This is a genomic window from Butyrivibrio sp. FCS006, from assembly GCF_000424525.1.
In the GTDB taxonomy this organism is placed as follows: domain Bacteria; phylum Bacillota; class Clostridia; order Lachnospirales; family Lachnospiraceae; genus Butyrivibrio.
On sequence record NZ_KE384204.1, the window covers coordinates 386295 to 404989 of the forward strand.

The following is an 18695-nucleotide window of genomic DNA, read 5'->3' on the forward strand; positions in this document are numbered from 1 at the left end:
CCATTTGTACCTATTAACTAGCAAAATTCTTGTGAGGGAGGATTCCGCTATGTTGAGAAAATGGAACAGAATTTTATCATTCATTCTGGCAATTGCTCTCGTTGCGACTACTTTCAACAGTGATCTCGCAACCGTAAGAGTATTTGCTGACGACGACGTTGTTCAGGATGTCGGCGATGCACAGCCACAGGAGACAGTAGTAGAGGAACCTGTAGTTGAAGAGCCGGCAGCAGAGCCTGAATATGTGGAGGCTGAAACTGAAGATCCTGCGCCTGCAGATGATCCGATTCAGAACGATGAGACAATTCAGGACGCCGAGCCCACTGAGGGTGAGAATATCGAAGGTGAGCCTACAGATGGCGAATCCATAGAAGGCGAACCTATAGAAGGCGAACCCACAGATGAAGAGCTCGAGGAAAAAGAGCTTACAGAAGAAGAGCTCGCTGAGCTGGCTGAAAAAGAGGCTAAGGAAAAGGCCGAGAAGGAAGCAGCTGAGAAGGAAGCAAAGAAGAAACTGGTAACAGTATCTTACACAGCTTCTCTTGGTGGAAAAGTTTCAAATTCAAGCGAGACCATCGACATTAACGATGAGGAAGCAAAATTTGAAGGATCCACAGCATCAGCAGTTAATAAGTATTACCAGTTTGTTGCATGGGTAGATGCAGATGGCAATACAGTTTGCGGAGAATCAACCTTCGTTCCTTCTAATATAGAAGAAGATGCAACCTTTACTGCAAACTTCATGAAGATGTCTGAGATGCCGGCACAGAGCTTTAGCGGAAGCGCAGGTGGAATGAACGTTTCCGTATCAGCTGACGAGGGAATTTTCCCTGAGGGCACAACAATGAACGTATCTGCAATATCAGATGACGAAGCCCTTGATGCAGCTAAAGACGCTATCGGCGAAGCAGCACAGACAGCAAAAGGTGTAGACATTACATTCAGAAATGCAGACGGCGAAGAGATCGAGCCTGCAGATGCAAGATATGTACATGTTTCAATTTCCCTCGCTTCTGAACTTGAAGGTGAATCTTTCAGCGTTGTACATAAAGATGATTCAGGTAACGCAGATGTAATCGCAAGCGCAAGTGCAAGCGGAGCTGAATTCGAAGCAAATCAGTTCTCAATTTACATCGTAGTAGGAACCGATACTGAGATTATCGATCCTGCAACCGAAATAGTAACAAACACCTACGTCTTCATGAACGGCGATACAGAGTTCTCAAGGCAGACCGTCAAAGAAGGCGAAGAGCTTATAAACCCCGGAGTTCCTACTCTTGGAGATAACCAGGAATTCAAGGGATGGTTCTATAAAGATGATAATGAAGCTGTAGAATTCGTTCCAAAGACCGGTATCACAGAAGAAAAGACCATCGAGTGCTACGCTAAGATTGAAACCACATTCTACCTGACATTCATCGGCGTTGACAAAGAAGTAACTCAGGTTAAACAGAAAGTCGTTGAAGGCGACGAGCCTGCAAATATCGAAACCGGTGATGTACATGTAACTCCTAAAGATGCTGACGACGCATACAGAGGATGGACAATAGAAGAAGGTGACACAACTCTTTATCCGGTAGTTAATGCAAGAGAGCACAGCAAAGTATATCCTGTAATAATGAAAGCTCACTGGATCACATTCGTTGAAAACGACGGTGATGACCACGGTGGAGCATCCTTCACAGGTCCTGTATCTGTATTCGAGGATCAGAAACCTATAGATGTAAAGCCGGCTGATCCAACCAGAAGAGGATATGTATTTGGTGGATGGTACGAAAATAAAGGTGAAGGCGATGGCCAGGTTGTTGGTGATGAGTTTGCATGGAACTCCACTCTCACTAAGGACGTAACCCTTTACGCAAAGTGGACACCTGCTGAAGATACCCAGTATACAGTTATCATCTGGCAGCAGAAGATTTCTGATAGCAAGAACACAACTGATAATTCGCAAAAGACCTATGACTACAAGACCAGCTTTACCGAGACCGGAAGAACCGGTGCCCACATCGATTCTTCAATCGGTAATAATTACAAAAATCAGGGCTCTGAAGGCTTCCACTACAGCTGGTGCGAAGTTATCAGGAAAAAGGGCGATCAGGACATACCTGTAACCGAGATCAGAGCAAAAGGTGACACAATTGTTAACGTATACTTTGATCGAGACCTCATGACCATAAACTTCCATACATGGGAGAAACATGGAAGTGGCTGGGGTTCATATCATCAATGGGATATAACATCTACCTACACAGGCCTTTACGGACAGACACTAGCTCAGAATGGCTACACCTGGCCAACAACTCATGCCTGGTACGATAACGGCGGAAGTAGCGGAGATGCAAGTGGAACAAGACTTACATTCCTCGATGCATTCCTGTTCAAAGGACTTAGCGGTGTTTCCGAAGATGGAAAGACACTTAACCAGTATGGCGAAGACTTAGAAGGCAGTGCAACCATAAGATTCTATACTCAGAACACTGACGAAACATGGCCTTCAGATCCGGCATATACTACACAAGCCGGTGGCGGTACTTTCCATATCACAGATAAGTATAATGGCTTCAAAGCACATAGCTATAGAACTTATAGGAACAAACAATGGGGATCATGGACCAGCGCTGTGGGTTCTGATGGCAAATACGTCTCGGTTAGCAGCGGATATACAGTACTTGAAATCCGCTTCGAGAGACTTAAATATGACATCACCTTTATAGAAAACTACAGAGAAAATCTTACAACACTTAAGACTGTAACAGGTGTACCATACGACGCACTTATATCACCATATTCAGGACAGGCTCCTGACATTCCTGAATTTGATGAAAGCAAACCGGGCTACAAGTTTAACGGCTGGTTCCTGGATGCAGCCGGAACAAAGCCATTTGTATGGACAGGTAAGATGCCGGCAGCTAACATGGTAGTTTACGGATGCTATGTACCTGTGAGATATACAGTAACTCTGGACGCAGTAGGCGGAACACTTCCTACAGGACAGGACCAATCCTTCGAGCTTGACTATGGTGATACAGTAAATAAGACTTCACTAATGAATACCACAAAAGATGGCTATGAACTCATGGGATGGTATGAGAACGGCGCACCTTACGGCTACGGCGGAGTAACTCATGATACTAAACTGGTAGCTAAGTGGCGTAACCCCGGAACAGTTAAGGTAGTCTATGACGCAAACGGCGGAAGTAACGCACCTGAAGATAAATATAACTACTCATCAAGTTCAAACGTAGTTGTAGGCGCACCTCCTACACCGGCTTCAGGATATACCTTCGTTGGATGGACAATCGATGGCGATAGTGCACAGATTATCTACTATCCAAACGGATGCTTTGAGATCACACCTGATTATGTAAAGAACGGCAAGGTAACACTTATCGCTCAGTACATCAAGACAGGCGGAGATGCAGGAGTTACAACAACTATCACTTACAAGCCAAACGGCGGACAAGGCAGCGACGTAACAACAGCACCAATCCTTGTAAACGAGAAGGTTATCGCTCTCACAGCAGAGCAGTGCGGATTTACAAGAGAAGGCTACGAATTCAAGGGCTGGAGCAGAACCGGTGGCGAGGACGCTACAGTTGAGATCAATGCCGGAGAAAATATAGCAGCTGATAACAACAAGTTTCCAAATGAGCTCTACGCAGTTTGGGAATGTGTAACAGGCACCTACATTATTGAGTACTACAAGGGTGAGGTTACAACAAGAACCGATCTGGCACACTACCTTGGAGAGTCAGACCCGGCGACAGCAAGAGTAGGAGCACAAATTACCCTTAACGGCACACAGCTTAATGCTTATAGACCGAACGTTGGATATCAGGACGGTGTTCAGATCGACGCTCCTTACACAGTACATAAGGGCAATGACAACATAATCTACGTACTTTACAGCCCTAAGCAGATAACAGTAACTGTTGAAGGTACTCAGAAGACTCAGGTTTACAATGGACAGAAAGTAACAGTAACTAAATTCGTAGTAACAGACATCACAGGAGATTCAAATTATAAAGCAGAGTATGTCGATTACGACGGAGAGACTGATATTTCCGCAACACATGTTTATGAGTCAAAAGAGATATCGCTGGATGCAAGTAAGTTCAAGAATATAAGTTCACTCTTTGACAGCAAAGCAATAACATTTGTTCTTGGTGAAGTGAAGAGCAATAAGGTAGAAATAACACCTGCAACCCTTACAGTTACTACCCCACCTGCATCAAAGGTTTATGATGGAACACCCCTTACAAAAGAAGGAACCATCAGCGGATTTGTAAATGGTGAGACAGCAACCTTCACAACAACCGGAACAATTACAACTCCGGGTAAAGTAATCAACACTTACACACTGGATTGGGAAGGTGCTACAGCAGACGAGAGAGACTACACGGTTTCTGAGAATCTTGGGATACTTGAGATTACTGAGAGCACAGCTGCAATCACAGTAACTACAGTAGGTGGAGAGTTCGTATATGATGGCAGTGAGAGAGGCGCAACTGTAACAGTATCCAAGCTTCCTGAAGGATATACTTTAGAGAAAGCAGAGTCTTCAGCTAAGGCAACAGACGTTACTGAAACAGCTGTACCTGCAACAGCAGATACACTGATCATCAGAAATGTAGCAGGCGATGACGTTACAGAAGATCTGAACATCACAAAGATTGATGGCAGCATTACAATAACACCTGCTCCGATAACAATTGTTACGGATCCTGGTTCGAAGGTTTATGATGGAACACCTCTTACAGCAGACGGTAAGATGACAGGCCTTGTAAATGACGAGACAGCGACATTCACAGTAACCGGCAGCCAGACAGAGGTTGGAACAAGTGATAATACCTACACCCTTGAATGGGATGGAACAGCCAAGGAAAGCAACTACTATATCGAATCTGAGTCTGTAGGAAAACTTACAGTAACGGAGTATGCAGGAGAAATAGTAGTAACAACAACAGGTGGTAAATTTACATACGATGGAAAACCTCACGGAGCGACTGTAAAAGTTTCTGATCTTCCAACAGGCTATAGACTTGATACAGCAGCTTCTTCCGCAACAGCAACAGATGTTACAACAGCTCCTGTAGAAGCAACAGCAGATACGCTGATCATCAGGAATGCAGCAGGCGAAGATGTAACAAGTAAGTTGAAAGACAACATCAGATACGTTGACGATACAATCGAAGTAACACCTGCAACTCTTACAATCGTAACACCTGATGCAGAAAAGGTATATGATGGTAAGCCACTTACAGCAGAGGGCAGCATTTCCGGATTTGTTAATAACGAGACAGCAACCTTCACAACAACAGGAACCATCACAAACGTTGGTGAAGAGCCTAACAGCTACGAGCTTGAGTGGAACGGAACAGCTAAGAAGAGTAACTACGAACTCGATGAGACTATCGGAACTCTTAAGGTTACAGAGTTCGCAGGAGAGATCAAAGTTATAACAACCGGCGGAGAGTTCGAGTACGACGGAGAAGCTCACGGTGCAACAGTAGAAGTTCAGGGACTTCCTGAGGATGGTGGCTACACTGTTCAGACAGCAACATCAAGTGCAACAGCAACAGATGTTACTGAAGAAGATGTAGATGCAACCTGTGATGAGCTGGTAATCGTCAATGCAGATGGAGTAGATGTAACGTCAAAACTTAAGATTACTAAGGAAGATGGCTACATCAAGATTACACCTGCAAAGGTAACAGTTAATATCAAAGGTGACCAGAAGTGCTTCAAGTACAACGGACAGGAGCAGAAAGCAGAGGGATACAAAGTAACAGAGATTTCTAATCCACTCTACAAAGAAAGCGAGATGTCTTTTGCAGGCGAAGCAATTGCTAAGGGTAAGACACCGGATACATATCCGATGAACCTTAAAGCAGAGCAGTTCACAAACAATAATAAGAACTTTGAAGTAACATTTGCTATTGAAGACGGATCACTTACAATCGAGCCTCTTGGCCCGGGCGAAGAGTTCAGAATCTATGCAACAGCAATAGATGCCGAAAGAGATTATACCGGTAATTACTATGATGGCTTTAGATACGAGCTCAGAGGTGAAGGCCCTACACAGAACATCATCATTGAGGCAGCAGGCAGAGCAGTAGAGTTCTTTAGAGAGATGTTCGCACCGATCAAAGCAGATGCTGATGACGGTGAAAGAAGCGATCCTACAGTAACAATCAATGGCGTAGAATTCACAGTTAAGGGACTTTCAGTTCCTACAAGAGAAAGAAATGCCGGCGATTACGAGCTTCCTATCGTAGGTGATATGCAGGTATTTGACGGAGACGTAGATGTAACGGATCAGTTCGTACTGGTTGAGAGAAATTCAGGAAAACTTACCATCTATCCGATGGTCATCAACCTGACATCAGGCAGTGCAGCTAAGGTTTACGACGGAACTCCTCTTACAAATTCAAACATCACAGCCGATAAGGACTGGGGCGTAGGCGACAAGGTAAGATATAACATAACAGGAACACAGACAGCAGTTGGATCTAGCAGCAACACATTCGTAGCAGTTCCTGAAGGAGATACAAATCTTGATCTCAACTACCGAATCAATTACACCTATGGTACACTTACAGTAACAAATGCACCTACACCTCCTCCAGGAGGCGGTACAACAATTACTGACGATCCTACACCTACAGCACCTACTCCTTTAGCAGCTCCACCGGCAGCAGTTCTCGGAGCAACAAGAGAAACTGACGGAGCAGCAGTTCTCGGAGCAAGAAGAGGAAGAACTGACGACGAAGCAAACGTACCGGGAAGAATCTTCGCAGTTCTCGTTGCAGCAGCGGTTGCAACAGCTCTTTTACTCACAAGAAAAAAAGAGGAAGATAAGTAATAAAAAGTAAAGAAGCAACCGGCACTTTAGCTGGAAGTTTTCTCTTATCGCGAGGGGCCGTGTGAGTCAAATCATACGGCCCCTTTTCTTAAGAACCTTTAGGAAATCTGTTCCTTTAAAGGCTATAAAGGGTTATAATAGCTATGATTGTAGAATTTTTCAGAAGAGGATTAAAGAAGGATATGAGCGAATCTAAGCAGATGCTTTTTGCCAGGAATCTGATCTGCGCCTGCATTGATAGTGATGACAACGCAGATTATCAGGGACTTATATACCATCAGTATGCGGACAACCCAATACCTTTTGACGGTATGACTGACTTTATGATGAAGCTTGAAGAGCTCTATGACGAGTGGGATTTTCCTCAGCGTGGCCTTGCCCCCCGTATGTTCAAGAAGGGATCAAGGGATGACATCGGTTATAAGAAAAAGAATCCTTCGGACAAGCTTCCAATCGAGGTGATCTCCGAGACTAGCGGCGTTCGCAACGTCCAGAATAAAAAGGGTAAGCTTGGAACCTTCGTGATCCAGGTCGTTTACAGACAGAATTCAACCTGGCAGGGACATGTGATCCACCAGGAAAAGAATGAGAAGATAGACTTTGTCAGCGCGCTTGAACTTATTAAGATCATGGACAGGGCTCTGAAACAGTGAGTTGGTGAGGCTTTTTGAATAACAAGAGCAGAATTAAAAAGATAATAATTAGCGTGATAATAGTGCTGGTGCTGATCGTTGCAGGCCTCTTTGTGGCCTTCAAGATCTACACCGGCAATTATTATAATGCGGATAATACAGTAATTTCCGAGCTTGCAGATGATTTATCGGAGGAAGTGCATACATTTACCGCACCGGAGGGCATGGTTTTTCTGCCCCAGAATCAGGAGTACCGGGCGGTAATAGTTTTTTATCCCGGAGCAAAGGTTGAGTACACGGCTTACAGTGGCCTTATGTATCGACTTGCTGAGCGGGGGTACATATGTCTTTTGCCTAAAATGGCAGATAATGTGGCTCTCCTTAGTATCAATGCTGTGGACACCTTAAAGGCTGCAAGACCGGGCGATTCCGAGTCGGTTGAGAACCTGGACTGGTATCTGGCAGGCCACTCCCTTGGCGGAGTCGCAGCCACCCGCTACCTCGCAGAATGGACCATGGGGACGGAGTCAGTGGCTCATTCTGAAAAATGGACCCCGGGGACGGAGTCAGGGGCTCATTTTGTAGGGAATTTCAAAGGCGTGATTTTGTGCGCTTCTTATCCTGTTGATTCGCTGGCAGGCACGGATCTGCGGCTTTTGTCAATTCTTGGAAGTAATGACAAGGTTGTCAACATGAAGAAATATGAAGAGGCCAAGAAGGACTGGCCTGCGGATGCCACTGAGTATGTGATTCAGGGCGGTATTCATTCGTATTTTGGGAACTATGGCATCCAGAAGGGCGACGGCGAGCCGGGGATTACAGCTGATCAGCAGTTGGATGAGACGGCGGAAGTTATTGATGAGTGGATTGCGGGAAATTGATGCCACTTTTACTTCATGATTTTACGGGGATTTGTATAGGAAATATGCTAATATGTAGGTAACTGCATATTAGCTTTTTTATTATTTGGAGGGTTTCATGGATTTTAAGATTGTAGAGGTTTTTAACAGGAGTGTGACCATCGAGCTTGACTCTGATTCAGTGTTTAAGCAGGCTGAAGAGTTTGGCGTTTATGTGGATGGCACAGAGAGGCTCAGGACTGACAGAAACGTTATTTCGGTGATGGGTCTTTTACCTGATAAGAAATATAAGATTGGCGTGGATGCAGGCGGAGAGCTTGTGGAGAAGGAGATTGTGACAGAGCATGAGTCCGTGCTTCTGGATGTCAGGAAGTTCGGCGCTGTGGGAGATGGTGTGACCAGCGATACGGCGGCTATTCAGGCGGCTATCTGTGCCTGCCCGAAGGATGGAACCGTGTATCTGCCGGCAGGTAAGTACTTCACTACACCGATTTTCCTTAAGTCTGACATGACTTTCTGGCTTGATGAGGGCGCTGTGCTGCTTGGAGAGACTGACAGGAACAAGATTCCTGTGCTCCCCGGAATGACCATGTCGACAGATGAAGCTGATGAGTACAATCTTGGCACATGGGAGGGCAATCCTCTGGATAACTTTGCGTCTCTTGTTACGGCGATTGATGCGGAGAATCTGGATATCATCGGCCCCGGTGTTATCGATGGAAATGCTCAGAACTCTGACTGGTGGAAGGATGCCAAGGTTAAAAGAATTGCATGGAGACCTAAGACCCTGTTTCTGTGCAGATGCAAGAAGGTAAGAGTTCAGGGCGTGACAGTGCAGAATTCACCTTGCTGGACAGTGCATCCTTATTATAGTGAGGACCTGGCTTTCCTTAACCTGTATATTCACAATCCTTCGGATTCACCTAATACTGACGGCCTTGATCCTGAGAGCTGCAGCGATGTAAGGGTTCTTGGAACCGTGATCTCCGTTGGTGATGACTGCATGGCCATCAAGAGCGGCAAGTATTACATGGCGCTGAAGCACCACAAGGTGACCGAGAGAGTGCAGATCCGTAACTGCAAGTTTGAGAGAGGCCACGGAAGCGTTACTGTTGGCTCTGAGGCAGCAGGCGGCGTAAGGGATGTAAGAGTTTCCCAGTGCGAATTTATAGGCACCGACAGGGGACTTCGCATCAAAACTAGGCGCGGACGCGGCGAGAGAAGCATTCTTGATGACATTTTGTTTGAAAATATAGTGATGGAGGGCGTTCACATGCCCTTCACTGTAAATATGTTCTATTTCTGTGATCCTGACGGACACAGCGATTACGTGCAGAATCAGGCACCGGCGCCGGTTGACGAGATGACTCCCGTGATCGGCAGCATTTGTGGCAGACATATTGTGGCAAGTGGTGTTTCTGCCTGTGTTCTCTGCGCTGTAGGTCTGCCGGAGAGCCCTATTGGAGAGCTGCGTTTTGAGGACATCAAGGTGTCATTTGCGCCGGAGGCGGAGCGCGTACCTGAGAGGCCTGTAATGATGGACAACTTCGACGAAATGACCGGTCGCAGCGTCTATGCGAAGAACGTCAAGGAGCTGGTGCTCAGGGACGTTGAGATTTGTGGTTCGGTGGATGCAGAGCCGGAGCTGATTGGCGTTGAGAGCAAGACTCTGGATGGGGTTGAGTACAGGTGAGGTTACTGTCTTAGGGTAAAATGAAGGCTGGACAGTAAGAGAAAACTTATTGATTGGCGGCATGTACTGTCCTGGAACGAAAAATCAAAGAGGACAGTTAGCATCATCTTGATGATTTGGCAAGTGCTACTGTCTTGAGACAAAAATTATGCAAGGACAGTAGCTATCAGGTCGATGATTGGTGGGAGGCAACTGTCCTGAATCATAAATTAAGCAGGGACAGTTGCTATCAAAGCAATGATTGGTAGAGTGTTACTGTCTTGAAGATAAAAATGTGCAGAGACAGTAGCTAGCAATGAAGTGAATAGAAATGCGTTGCTGTCTTGTAATAAAAATTGTACAAGGACAGTAGCTAGTAGCTTGATGACTGAATGCACGCTACTGTCTGATAAGCAAAATAGTATAGGACAGTAAATGACGCTGAACACATGGAATGATGAGGTATGTATGCTACAGATTAAGGTTGAGAAAAATGGCGGAGACTACTCCGTAATACAGGAAGCAATTGATGCTGTGCCTTATGACGAGAGCGCGGTGATTGAGATTGGTGTCGGAGTATACAGGGAGAAGATCTTCTGCGAGAAGAAGGATATAACTCTTGTTGGCGCAGGTATGGCTGAGACGGTCATTGATTATGATGATTATGCAAATGAAGTTATGCCTGATGGCAGCAAGCGTGGGACTTTCAGAACATATACTGCGTTCTTTGGTGGCAAAAAGGTGACAGTCAGGGATATGACCATCAGGAATTCTGCCGGAGATGGCAGAGTTGTTGGACAGGCAGTGGCAGTATATGCAGATGCGGATGTTTGCAGGTTTGAGAATGTGAAGATGACAGGCTGCCAGGATACCCTGTTCTGCGCGCCACTTCCAGTGGCTGCAAGGCAGCAGAACGGGTTTATGGGGCCTCGAATGATGACAGAGAGGCGCCTGACCAAGCAGTATTACAAGAATTGCGAGATTGTTGGCGATGTTGATTTCATCTTTGGCGGCGCTGATGCGGTATTTGATGACTGCGTGATCACATGCAATGACAGGATGTTCGGGAGAAGTAGTGCAGGCGTGTCTGCAGGCAGCGCAACTACAGTTTCCGGGGGTTCAGGCGTTGATAAGGATCAGATCGACGTCTCAGAGCGCATTATAAATGGATATATAACCGCAGCGTGCGGACTTAAGGATAATTTGGGCTTTGTTTTCCGAAACTGCAGTATTACCGGTGCTTCCGGCTGCGAAAAGGGCTCAGTCTTCCTTGGTAGACCCTGGAGAGAAGAGGCCAGAACAGTTTTCCTTAATTGCACAATGGATGATAGCATAGCATCCGAGCGCTTCTCAGGCTGGGGCGGAATAACAAAGGACGAGCCGGATACATTTTATGGCGAGTTTGGAACTAGAATTGCTGCTGGCATAGGCACAGGGGCTTCAAATAGTGGCTCTGAGGCAGGCAAGCTAGCATCCCTCGAGTACAAGAACCCGTGGGTCCGCGATATAGACGAAGCCCTAGCTCTAGAAATATCCCGCCGCGCCGACGAACTCGTGCAGGGAGTCAATGGGGACGGAGTCAGTGGGGACGGTTCTCTTTGACTCATTGCGCACAATGAGTCACCGGGGACGTTTCAGATTGACTCATTTTGTGAGACACCGGGGACGTTTCATTTTGACTCATTTTGAGACACCGGGGACATATCAGTTTGAATCAAAACTTCTGAGTCAGCAGGGACGTAACAGTTTGACTCAAAAACTTCAGCACAATGCTTGATATTCTGTACATTGGTTGGAAACGTTATTGCGACCACCCCACAACTTGCTTCTATACAAAAACTAGTTGGAAATTTCAAAAGGGGTTTTGGAGCCGCATAACAATATTGACAAGAAACTACGTCACAACATACCGCGGAGTCGAGTTCTGTGATGTAGCCACTGTGTTAGCCATGAAATTTTCCAAGCGTAGAGGTTTGTAATTTCCAACTAATTTTTCATATATAAATTTTTGTTATGCATTTGAAAAAAGCTTTCCAACCAAGAGACCTAGCTGGAGAGCTTTGTGATGAACTTTACAAGCATATTCATGACTTTTGAGGTATTTTAAGCAGTAGTTACAGATTACACAAGCAAATATAAAGGGAAAACAAGATGAATTTGACAAGAAAGAAGAGAAACAGGCTTAAAGTCCTGCCCTTGATACTCATAATATCACTGCTCATGCTCTTTACAGGCTGCCAGAAGAAGCCTGTAACGCAACAGCCCGGGCAGACTACTGCTACGGAACAAGCTACAACAGCATCAACAGAACAGACTGCAGAGGCATCAGAAGCTACAACTCTGATATCTTTGCCGTCTGAAGCGCCAGACAGCACCAGTACCGACGCAGCCTCACAGGATACAAGCCAGAAAGCTGCCACAGCAGAGACTTCGGACAAAGATGCGACAAGCTCAGAGGCGACTCAAGCAGCATCAACAGATGTGACAAGCTCAAATGCCGCTCAGGTAGCATCAACAACAGATGCCACAAGCTCAGACGCATCTAAGGCGACATCAACAACAGAAGCAGCAAGCACAGCTACATCGCAGCTCTCATCTGCGACAGCAGAGAAGTCAGATAAATCATCGGCCTCAGAAGCCACATCCCAGTCACCAACCGATCTCATCCCCGAAGATGGCACCTACACCACCAAAGAGGACGTGGCGCTGTACATCCACACCTATGGCAAGCTTCCGCAGAACTTCATCACCAAGAAAGCCGCCAAGAAGCTTGGCTGGCAGGGCGGATCCCTTGAAGATTACGCACCGGGCAAGTGCATCGGAGGTGACTATTTCGGTAATTACGAAGGGCTTCTGCCGGAGGATAAAGAGTATCATGAGTGTGATATCGGCACCCTCGGCAAGTCCAAGCGAGGTGCTAAGCGTATTATCTACTCGGACGACGGCTACATATACTACACCGGCGACCACTACGAGAGCTTCGAGCTCCTCTATGAGCCGTAGCATACAGCCTACGGTAATAGCTTTGAGCTCCTCTATGAGCCCTAACAATCAGGAACAGCATCTGAATAAGCACATATCCTGATAGCCAACAGCTGCATTAGAAGCATCATATACCATGACTACCAAGCTTTACATCAGATGCAATACAAACACAAAAATTCACGTATTGCAACAAACAACCCCATCACCTTTTCCACAGGAGATAAGCATGGAACAAGTTTTTTACATAGACCTTTCGAATGTTACCGCCAAGTCCGAACTTCACGATACTTTGGCAAAAGAGCTACCTCTGCCGGAACATTACGGGCACAACCTGGACGCCTTCTATGACGTACTGACAGAGACGACAGAGACCTGGAACATAATCATCTATAATACAAGCGTCATGGAGAAGGAGAATCCTGACTACCTGAACAGGCTAAAAAAGCTCGCCAGCCGCGCTCAGAAAGAGTCCAACAACCTAAAGATCAGATTCTATCCCTGATCCAACCAACCACGAAAACTAGCGTAAATCTCATAACCACGTGCATACAATATAAGACTCAATCTCATAATCGCGCGCATTAAACAATCAGCAAAATCCCGTAACCACGCGCATCAAAAAATATCTTGCGCACAATCAATTATAGGAGTAGAATAACGAATTGTATAAAGGAGTACATTAATCATGGGTTCATTAAAAGATTTATTCTTTGGAAGTGATACAGAAAGAGAGGGAAACACAATGTCAGAAGAGTTAAAGAACGAGAATGCCGGCGCAACAGCCGATAATGGTGACATCATAGATTCCAGCATGCTTGTAGGAGACATCATCAGACAGCACCCACTTGCAGCGCAGTTCCTTATGGAGTGCGGAATGGGATGCATCTCATGTCCCGCATCACAGATGGAGTCACTGGCTGAGGCCTGTGCAGTACACGGAATTGACGGCGACGAGATCACGGACGCCCTTAACGATTATCTTCTTGAGCACAACGCCTAAATAAACAACACACGGTAAGCCCCTGAGACTCAAAAGGTCCCGGGGGCTTTTCACGTAAATCCATAAAAAGTATATATTTTTACGTTAATATGCAATTACTCATAGTATAATTAATATGCATTATTATCGCGCATCACGCATCGTACATCGCGCATCACACCATAACTCCATCACACCACACCAGTACACCAGCCCCAAAACAGGTGATTGCTCATGACAATGGATAGCTCCAACAAACTGGATATAGGAGCCAAGCACGGCCGGGATTTCAGGCGAACCATCCTTATAGTAGATGATGAGCCGGTCAATCTGCGCATTCTTGGCAACATCCTGGGTGATGAGTACGACATAGATTTCGCCACGTCAGCAGACGAGGCCATAAGCATAATCCAGACAGAGAAAGACGCCATTTCCCTGGTACTTCTCGATCTCCACATGCCGGGAAAGAGCGGTTTTGCAGTGCTCGATGCCATGAGGGCGGACAAAGACCTTCATAACATACCGGTTGTTGTGGTTACAACCGACAAGGATGCTGAGGTTGAGAGCCTTCATCGCGGAGCTGTAGATTTCCTTGGCAAGCCCTACGACAAGCCCGAAGTCATAAAGGCCAGAGTGGGCCGTGCCATCGAGCTTTTCATCGACAGGACCATCATCGGAGCCACAGGAATCGACCGCCTCACAGGCCTCATGACCAGAGACTTCTTCGTCCAGTACTGTCATGAGTACGACAAGTATCACCCTGAACAGCAGGTGGACGCTGTAGTGGTGAACTTTATCAAGTTCCATCTGATCAACGACCTCTACGGCCGGGTATTTGGCGATACGGTCCTAAAGAGCATGGCAGAGGGCGTAAGAACCGTGGCAAGAGCCTATGGAGGAGTTGCCTGCCGCCACAACGCAGACAGCTTTTTCCTTTACATCGAGCACCAGAAGGACTACGACTACCTGAAAAAGACAATACTGGACAAGCTTAATGAAGTCATGAATAACATAAATGCAAAGCTTCGAATCGGCGTGTATCCTGACCTTTACCGCTCCTGCACTCTTCAGCAGCGCTTCGACCGCGCCCTTCAGGCCTGCAACACCATATCCAGAAACGCACACAACACTGAGGTTGCCATCTACAACAACGAGATGCATGAAAAAGAGCTCTATGAGGAGCGACTACTCAGAGACGTGGATGAAGCTCTTTTGAATAATCAGATCAGCGTTGTATTTCAGCCAAAGTATGACATTTCCGGACAGCGTCCCGTACTGTGCAGCGCAGAGGCGCTAATTCGCTGGAAGCATCCGAAGTTTGGCTTTGTGAGCCCGGATTTCTTCATCCCGCTCTTCGAAGAAAACGGGCATATAAAAGAAATCGACCGTTATGTTTGGCGCGAATCCGCCCGTCAGATCCGCAGATGGCGCGATATATACGGCGTTACAGTGCATGTTTCGGTAAATGTTTCAAGCGCCGAGATCTTCGATCCTGACCTTTTGGAGTTCCTCAATGGCATTGTCAAGGAGAATGGCCTTGAGAACTCGGATCTGTCGCTGGAAATCACGGAGTCATCCTACACGGACAGCGTCAGCGGAATTGTCGAAGTGGTTAAAGAAATCAGAAGCCATGGCTTTAAGGTGGCCATGGACGACTTCGGAAAGGGTTACTCGTCACTGAATATGCTGACAAACCTGCCCATTGACTCGCTCAAGCTCGATATGGCATTTATAAAAGACATTTCTCCGGACAACAAGGAGATGCACATGGTGGAGTTTGTCCTGAAAATGGCCGAATTTCTGAAGGTTCCGGTCATTGCCGAGGGTGTCGATACGTACGAACAGTTTGCCCTTTTAAAGGAAGCAGGCTGCAATGTCATACAGGGCTATTACTTCTCAAAGCCGCTTACCGCCGGCGAATTTGGGAAACTTATAGAAAGGAGCTGCCATGACAATTGATTCCTTGAGGGAATTTGGTGCAAACGTAGACGAAGGCCTCGAGAGATGCATGGGCATGGAGGACTTCTATATTGAGATGATAGAGCTTGGCATGTCTGACGAGCGCTTCGAGCTCCTTGGTAAGAACCTTGAGGCAAAAGACCTTGAGGAGGCCTTTGAGACAGTGCATGCGCTAAAGGGTGTCATCGGGAACCTCGCTCTTGGGCCGCTCTATGAGACCATCTGCGAGCTGACAGAGCACCTTCGCGGGCGAGATGAGATTGACTATAAGCCGCTTTATGATAAGCTGATAGAGCAGCGTGATCAGGTAAAAGAGCTGAAGTGAAGCCATGGACGAGAAGAAGAATCCCTTATCATTCCTAATTAAACATTTTCAGGAAGTAGACCTCTGGGGGCGCATAAGAGTGCTGTTCAGGTGGCTGTTTTTGGGCAGCGTGACAGGACTTGTTGTGGGTGCTATAGGTGCTGTGTTCTCTAAATCAATTATTTTTGCAACACAATTTAGGATAGCACACGACTATATTATATTGGGCCTTCCTGTGGCGGGACTTCTGATTGTCTTTTTATACAGAATCTGCAAGGACTACGAGGACAAGGGAACGAACCTGGTCATCAAGTCCATTCAGGAAGGGGAGATACTGCCTATTACCAAGGCTCCCCTGATATTTATTTCAACAACACTGACCCACCTCTTCGGCGGATCTACAGGCCGTGAGAGCGCAGCTCTGCAGATGGGCGGAAGTATCGGTTATAATCTGGGAAGGCTCTTTAAATTAAAAGAGGGCAACGTCAAGATAATCACTATGTGTGGCATGAGTGCTGCATTCTCCGCACTGTTCGGAACTCCAATGACAGCTTCGTTTATGGCAATGGAGATTGAAAATGTAGGTGTTATGTATTATTCGGCGCTGGTTCCGTGCGTTGTTTCAGCGCTTGTGGCCCAGGGCATCAGCGAATGGATGGGAGCAACGGGAGAACAGTTCGCAGTAAATGTAGTCCCGGAATTCACACCATATCACGCGATATTCACGGGCGTACTTGCACTGCTGTGCGCGATAGTGAGTGTTATTTTTTGTGAGGCTCTCAAGTTCTCGGGAAAGACCTACAGGAAGCTTCTGCCAAATCCATACATCAGGATCTTCGTAGGCGGATGTATCGTAGTAGCTCTGACATATCTCTCCGGTACCAGATACTACAACGGCGCAGGAATGAACGTCATTGAGATGGCGATAAAGGGTGAAGCCCCGTACTTTGCATTCCTTCTTAAGATGATATTTACGGCACTGACTCTCGGTGCAGGCTATAAGGGCGGCGAGATCGTCCCAGCGCTGTATATAGGAGCAACCTTCGGATGTCTTTACTCTCAGCTTTTTGGCTTTGATCCGGCTCTTTGTGCAGCTATCGGAATGGGAGCGCTGTTCTGCGGAGTTACCAACTGCCCGATTTCATCGCTGTTTATCTGCTTCGAGCTCTTTGGATTTAAAGGAATGCCTTTCTATCTGCTGGCCGTGGCGCTCAGCTACACGTTCTCAGGCTATCACAGCCTCTACAGCAGCCAGAAGATCATGTATTCCAAGTTCCATAACAAGTTCGTAAACCGCGACACCATGTGACGGATTCAGAATATTACCATATTTACAAAAAAATCCTCCTTACCTATAATAAACATGTTGTTTATGTAGAGGTTAAGGAGGATTTTATTATGTTTTGTAGTAATTGTGGGACACAGATAAATGATGGGGAGAAGTTTTGCCCTAATTGCGGAGCACCTGTTCAGGGAGCAGAGCAGAATGCAAATCAGGAGCCTGCAAGCGATGAGATAAAGGGCTTTTCAGCAGATAGCGCAAACGGGTTTGCCGGTGCAAACAGCACAGCCGGACCTAACTTTGGAAATACTTACTCAGCACCTTACGGATTCATGCCACTTAGAACAGATCGTAGTCTTTTGGTATTTATCCTGCTCACAATCGTTACATGTGGTATTTACAGCTGGGTTTTCATCTATCAGCTTATTCAGGATGTTAACATCGCATGCGACGGTGACGGAGAAGAAACAATGAACTTCTGGCTCTTTTTCCTGCTTTCACTTGTAACATGCGGTATTTTTGCATATGTTTGGTACTATCAGCTTGGTAACAGGCTTCAGAACAACTGCGCAAGATACGGACAGCCTACCACCGAAGGTGGCACAGCAGTTCTTCTCTGGATGCTCCTTGGTGTTCTTCTCTGTGGTATTGGTGTTTTCATCGGATGGAACATCATCATCAACAACACAAACACTGTATGCCGTGGCTACAACAGAGCACATGGAATCGGTGCCTGAAACTAAAATTCCAAATTATAAATTTTTTGTGTAATTTTATTAAAATTTATTAAACTCTATGCTATAATTTCATATAGAGGTTGTTATTATAACCTTCGGTTTCTGACGTCGAGCTTTGCAACTAGAGAAAGGACAACTGATTATGTCTAACCAGCTGAAGTATTCTCCGTTCAAACCAAACCTAAAGACAGCCGAAGTATTAGCATGGGGCGATCCGGAGTATAACCTATTCGACCAGTTAAATGAGAAGTATGCGAAGAGCCATCCGGAATATTACAAGCTTTCTACCTATGAAAAGATGGTTATCAAGCAGCAGATTCATCACGAGGCCATCGGTCTTACACCGCTGAACCTGATCCTGGATTTCGTTGAGGATCCTCAGTTTGATGAGTTCCGTGCAATAGAATACTGATAATATAT

Annotated in this window: 13 protein-coding genes; all 13 read left to right on the forward strand. The window is 46.2% G+C overall.

Going from position 1 to position 18695, the window contains the following annotated elements; translation table 11 throughout:
* Window positions 1–49: 49 nt before the first annotated feature.
* The 13 genes from G633_RS0113015 to G633_RS0113075 all read left to right on the forward strand — a co-directional run bounded on the left by G633_RS0113015 (window position 50) and on the right by G633_RS0113075 (window position 18687).
* Window positions 50–6865: an InlB B-repeat-containing protein gene (locus G633_RS0113015; RefSeq protein WP_026520161.1), complete on the forward strand. Its 6816-nt coding sequence runs from the start codon at window positions 50–52 to the stop codon at window positions 6863–6865.
* 143 nt (window positions 6866–7008) lie between these two features.
* On the forward strand, window positions 7009–7518 hold the full coding sequence (locus G633_RS0113020) for a hypothetical protein (RefSeq protein WP_051200204.1): 510 nt from the start codon (window positions 7009–7011) through the stop codon (window positions 7516–7518).
* A 14-nt stretch (window positions 7519–7532) separates the two neighbouring features.
* The gene (locus G633_RS0113025) at window positions 7533–8378 is read left to right on the forward strand and encodes an alpha/beta hydrolase (RefSeq protein ID WP_026520163.1); all 846 of its coding nucleotides are present in this window, start codon (window positions 7533–7535) and stop codon (window positions 8376–8378) included.
* A gap of 97 nt (window positions 8379–8475) precedes the next feature.
* Complete coding sequence (locus G633_RS0113030; RefSeq protein WP_026520164.1) at window positions 8476–10050, forward strand: glycoside hydrolase family 28 protein; 1575 nt, start codon at window positions 8476–8478, stop codon at window positions 10048–10050.
* Between the two features lie 447 nt (window positions 10051–10497).
* Entirely contained in the window at window positions 10498–11631 is a 1134-nt protein-coding gene (locus G633_RS18460; protein ID WP_051200206.1) for a pectinesterase family protein, read from the forward strand.
* Between the two features lie 549 nt (window positions 11632–12180).
* The gene (locus G633_RS20305; RefSeq protein ID WP_242838872.1) at window positions 12181–13032 is read left to right on the forward strand and encodes a ribonuclease domain-containing protein; all 852 of its coding nucleotides are present in this window, start codon (window positions 12181–12183) and stop codon (window positions 13030–13032) included.
* A gap of 208 nt (window positions 13033–13240) precedes the next feature.
* Window positions 13241–13516, forward strand: a complete 276-nt coding sequence (locus G633_RS19445; protein WP_051200207.1) for a barstar family protein — start codon at window positions 13241–13243, stop codon at window positions 13514–13516.
* Between the two features lie 183 nt (window positions 13517–13699).
* The gene (locus G633_RS19795; RefSeq protein ID WP_022768304.1) at window positions 13700–14014 is read left to right on the forward strand and encodes a DUF1858 domain-containing protein; all 315 of its coding nucleotides are present in this window, start codon (window positions 13700–13702) and stop codon (window positions 14012–14014) included.
* A 213-nt stretch (window positions 14015–14227) separates the two neighbouring features.
* Entirely contained in the window at window positions 14228–15952 is a 1725-nt protein-coding gene (locus G633_RS0113055; protein ID WP_026520165.1) for a two-component system response regulator, read from the forward strand.
* Window positions 15942–16277, forward strand: a complete 336-nt coding sequence (locus G633_RS18475) for an Hpt domain-containing protein (protein WP_051200209.1) — start codon at window positions 15942–15944, stop codon at window positions 16275–16277. Before G633_RS0113055 ends, G633_RS18475 begins: the two co-directional genes overlap by 11 nt.
* A gap of 4 nt (window positions 16278–16281) precedes the next feature.
* Window positions 16282–17565 (forward strand): chloride channel protein, encoded by a 1284-nt coding sequence (locus G633_RS0113065; protein ID WP_026520166.1) that lies wholly within the window; start codon window positions 16282–16284, stop codon window positions 17563–17565.
* An 89-nt stretch (window positions 17566–17654) separates the two neighbouring features.
* On the forward strand, window positions 17655–18275 hold the full coding sequence (locus tag G633_RS0113070; RefSeq protein ID WP_026520167.1) for a DUF4234 domain-containing protein: 621 nt from the start codon (window positions 17655–17657) through the stop codon (window positions 18273–18275).
* Window positions 18276–18417: 142 nt separating this feature from the next.
* A complete protein-coding gene (locus G633_RS0113075; RefSeq protein ID WP_022768299.1) occupies window positions 18418–18687 on the forward strand; it encodes a hypothetical protein in 270 nt (89 codons plus the stop codon).
* Window positions 18688–18695 lie beyond the last annotated feature (8 nt).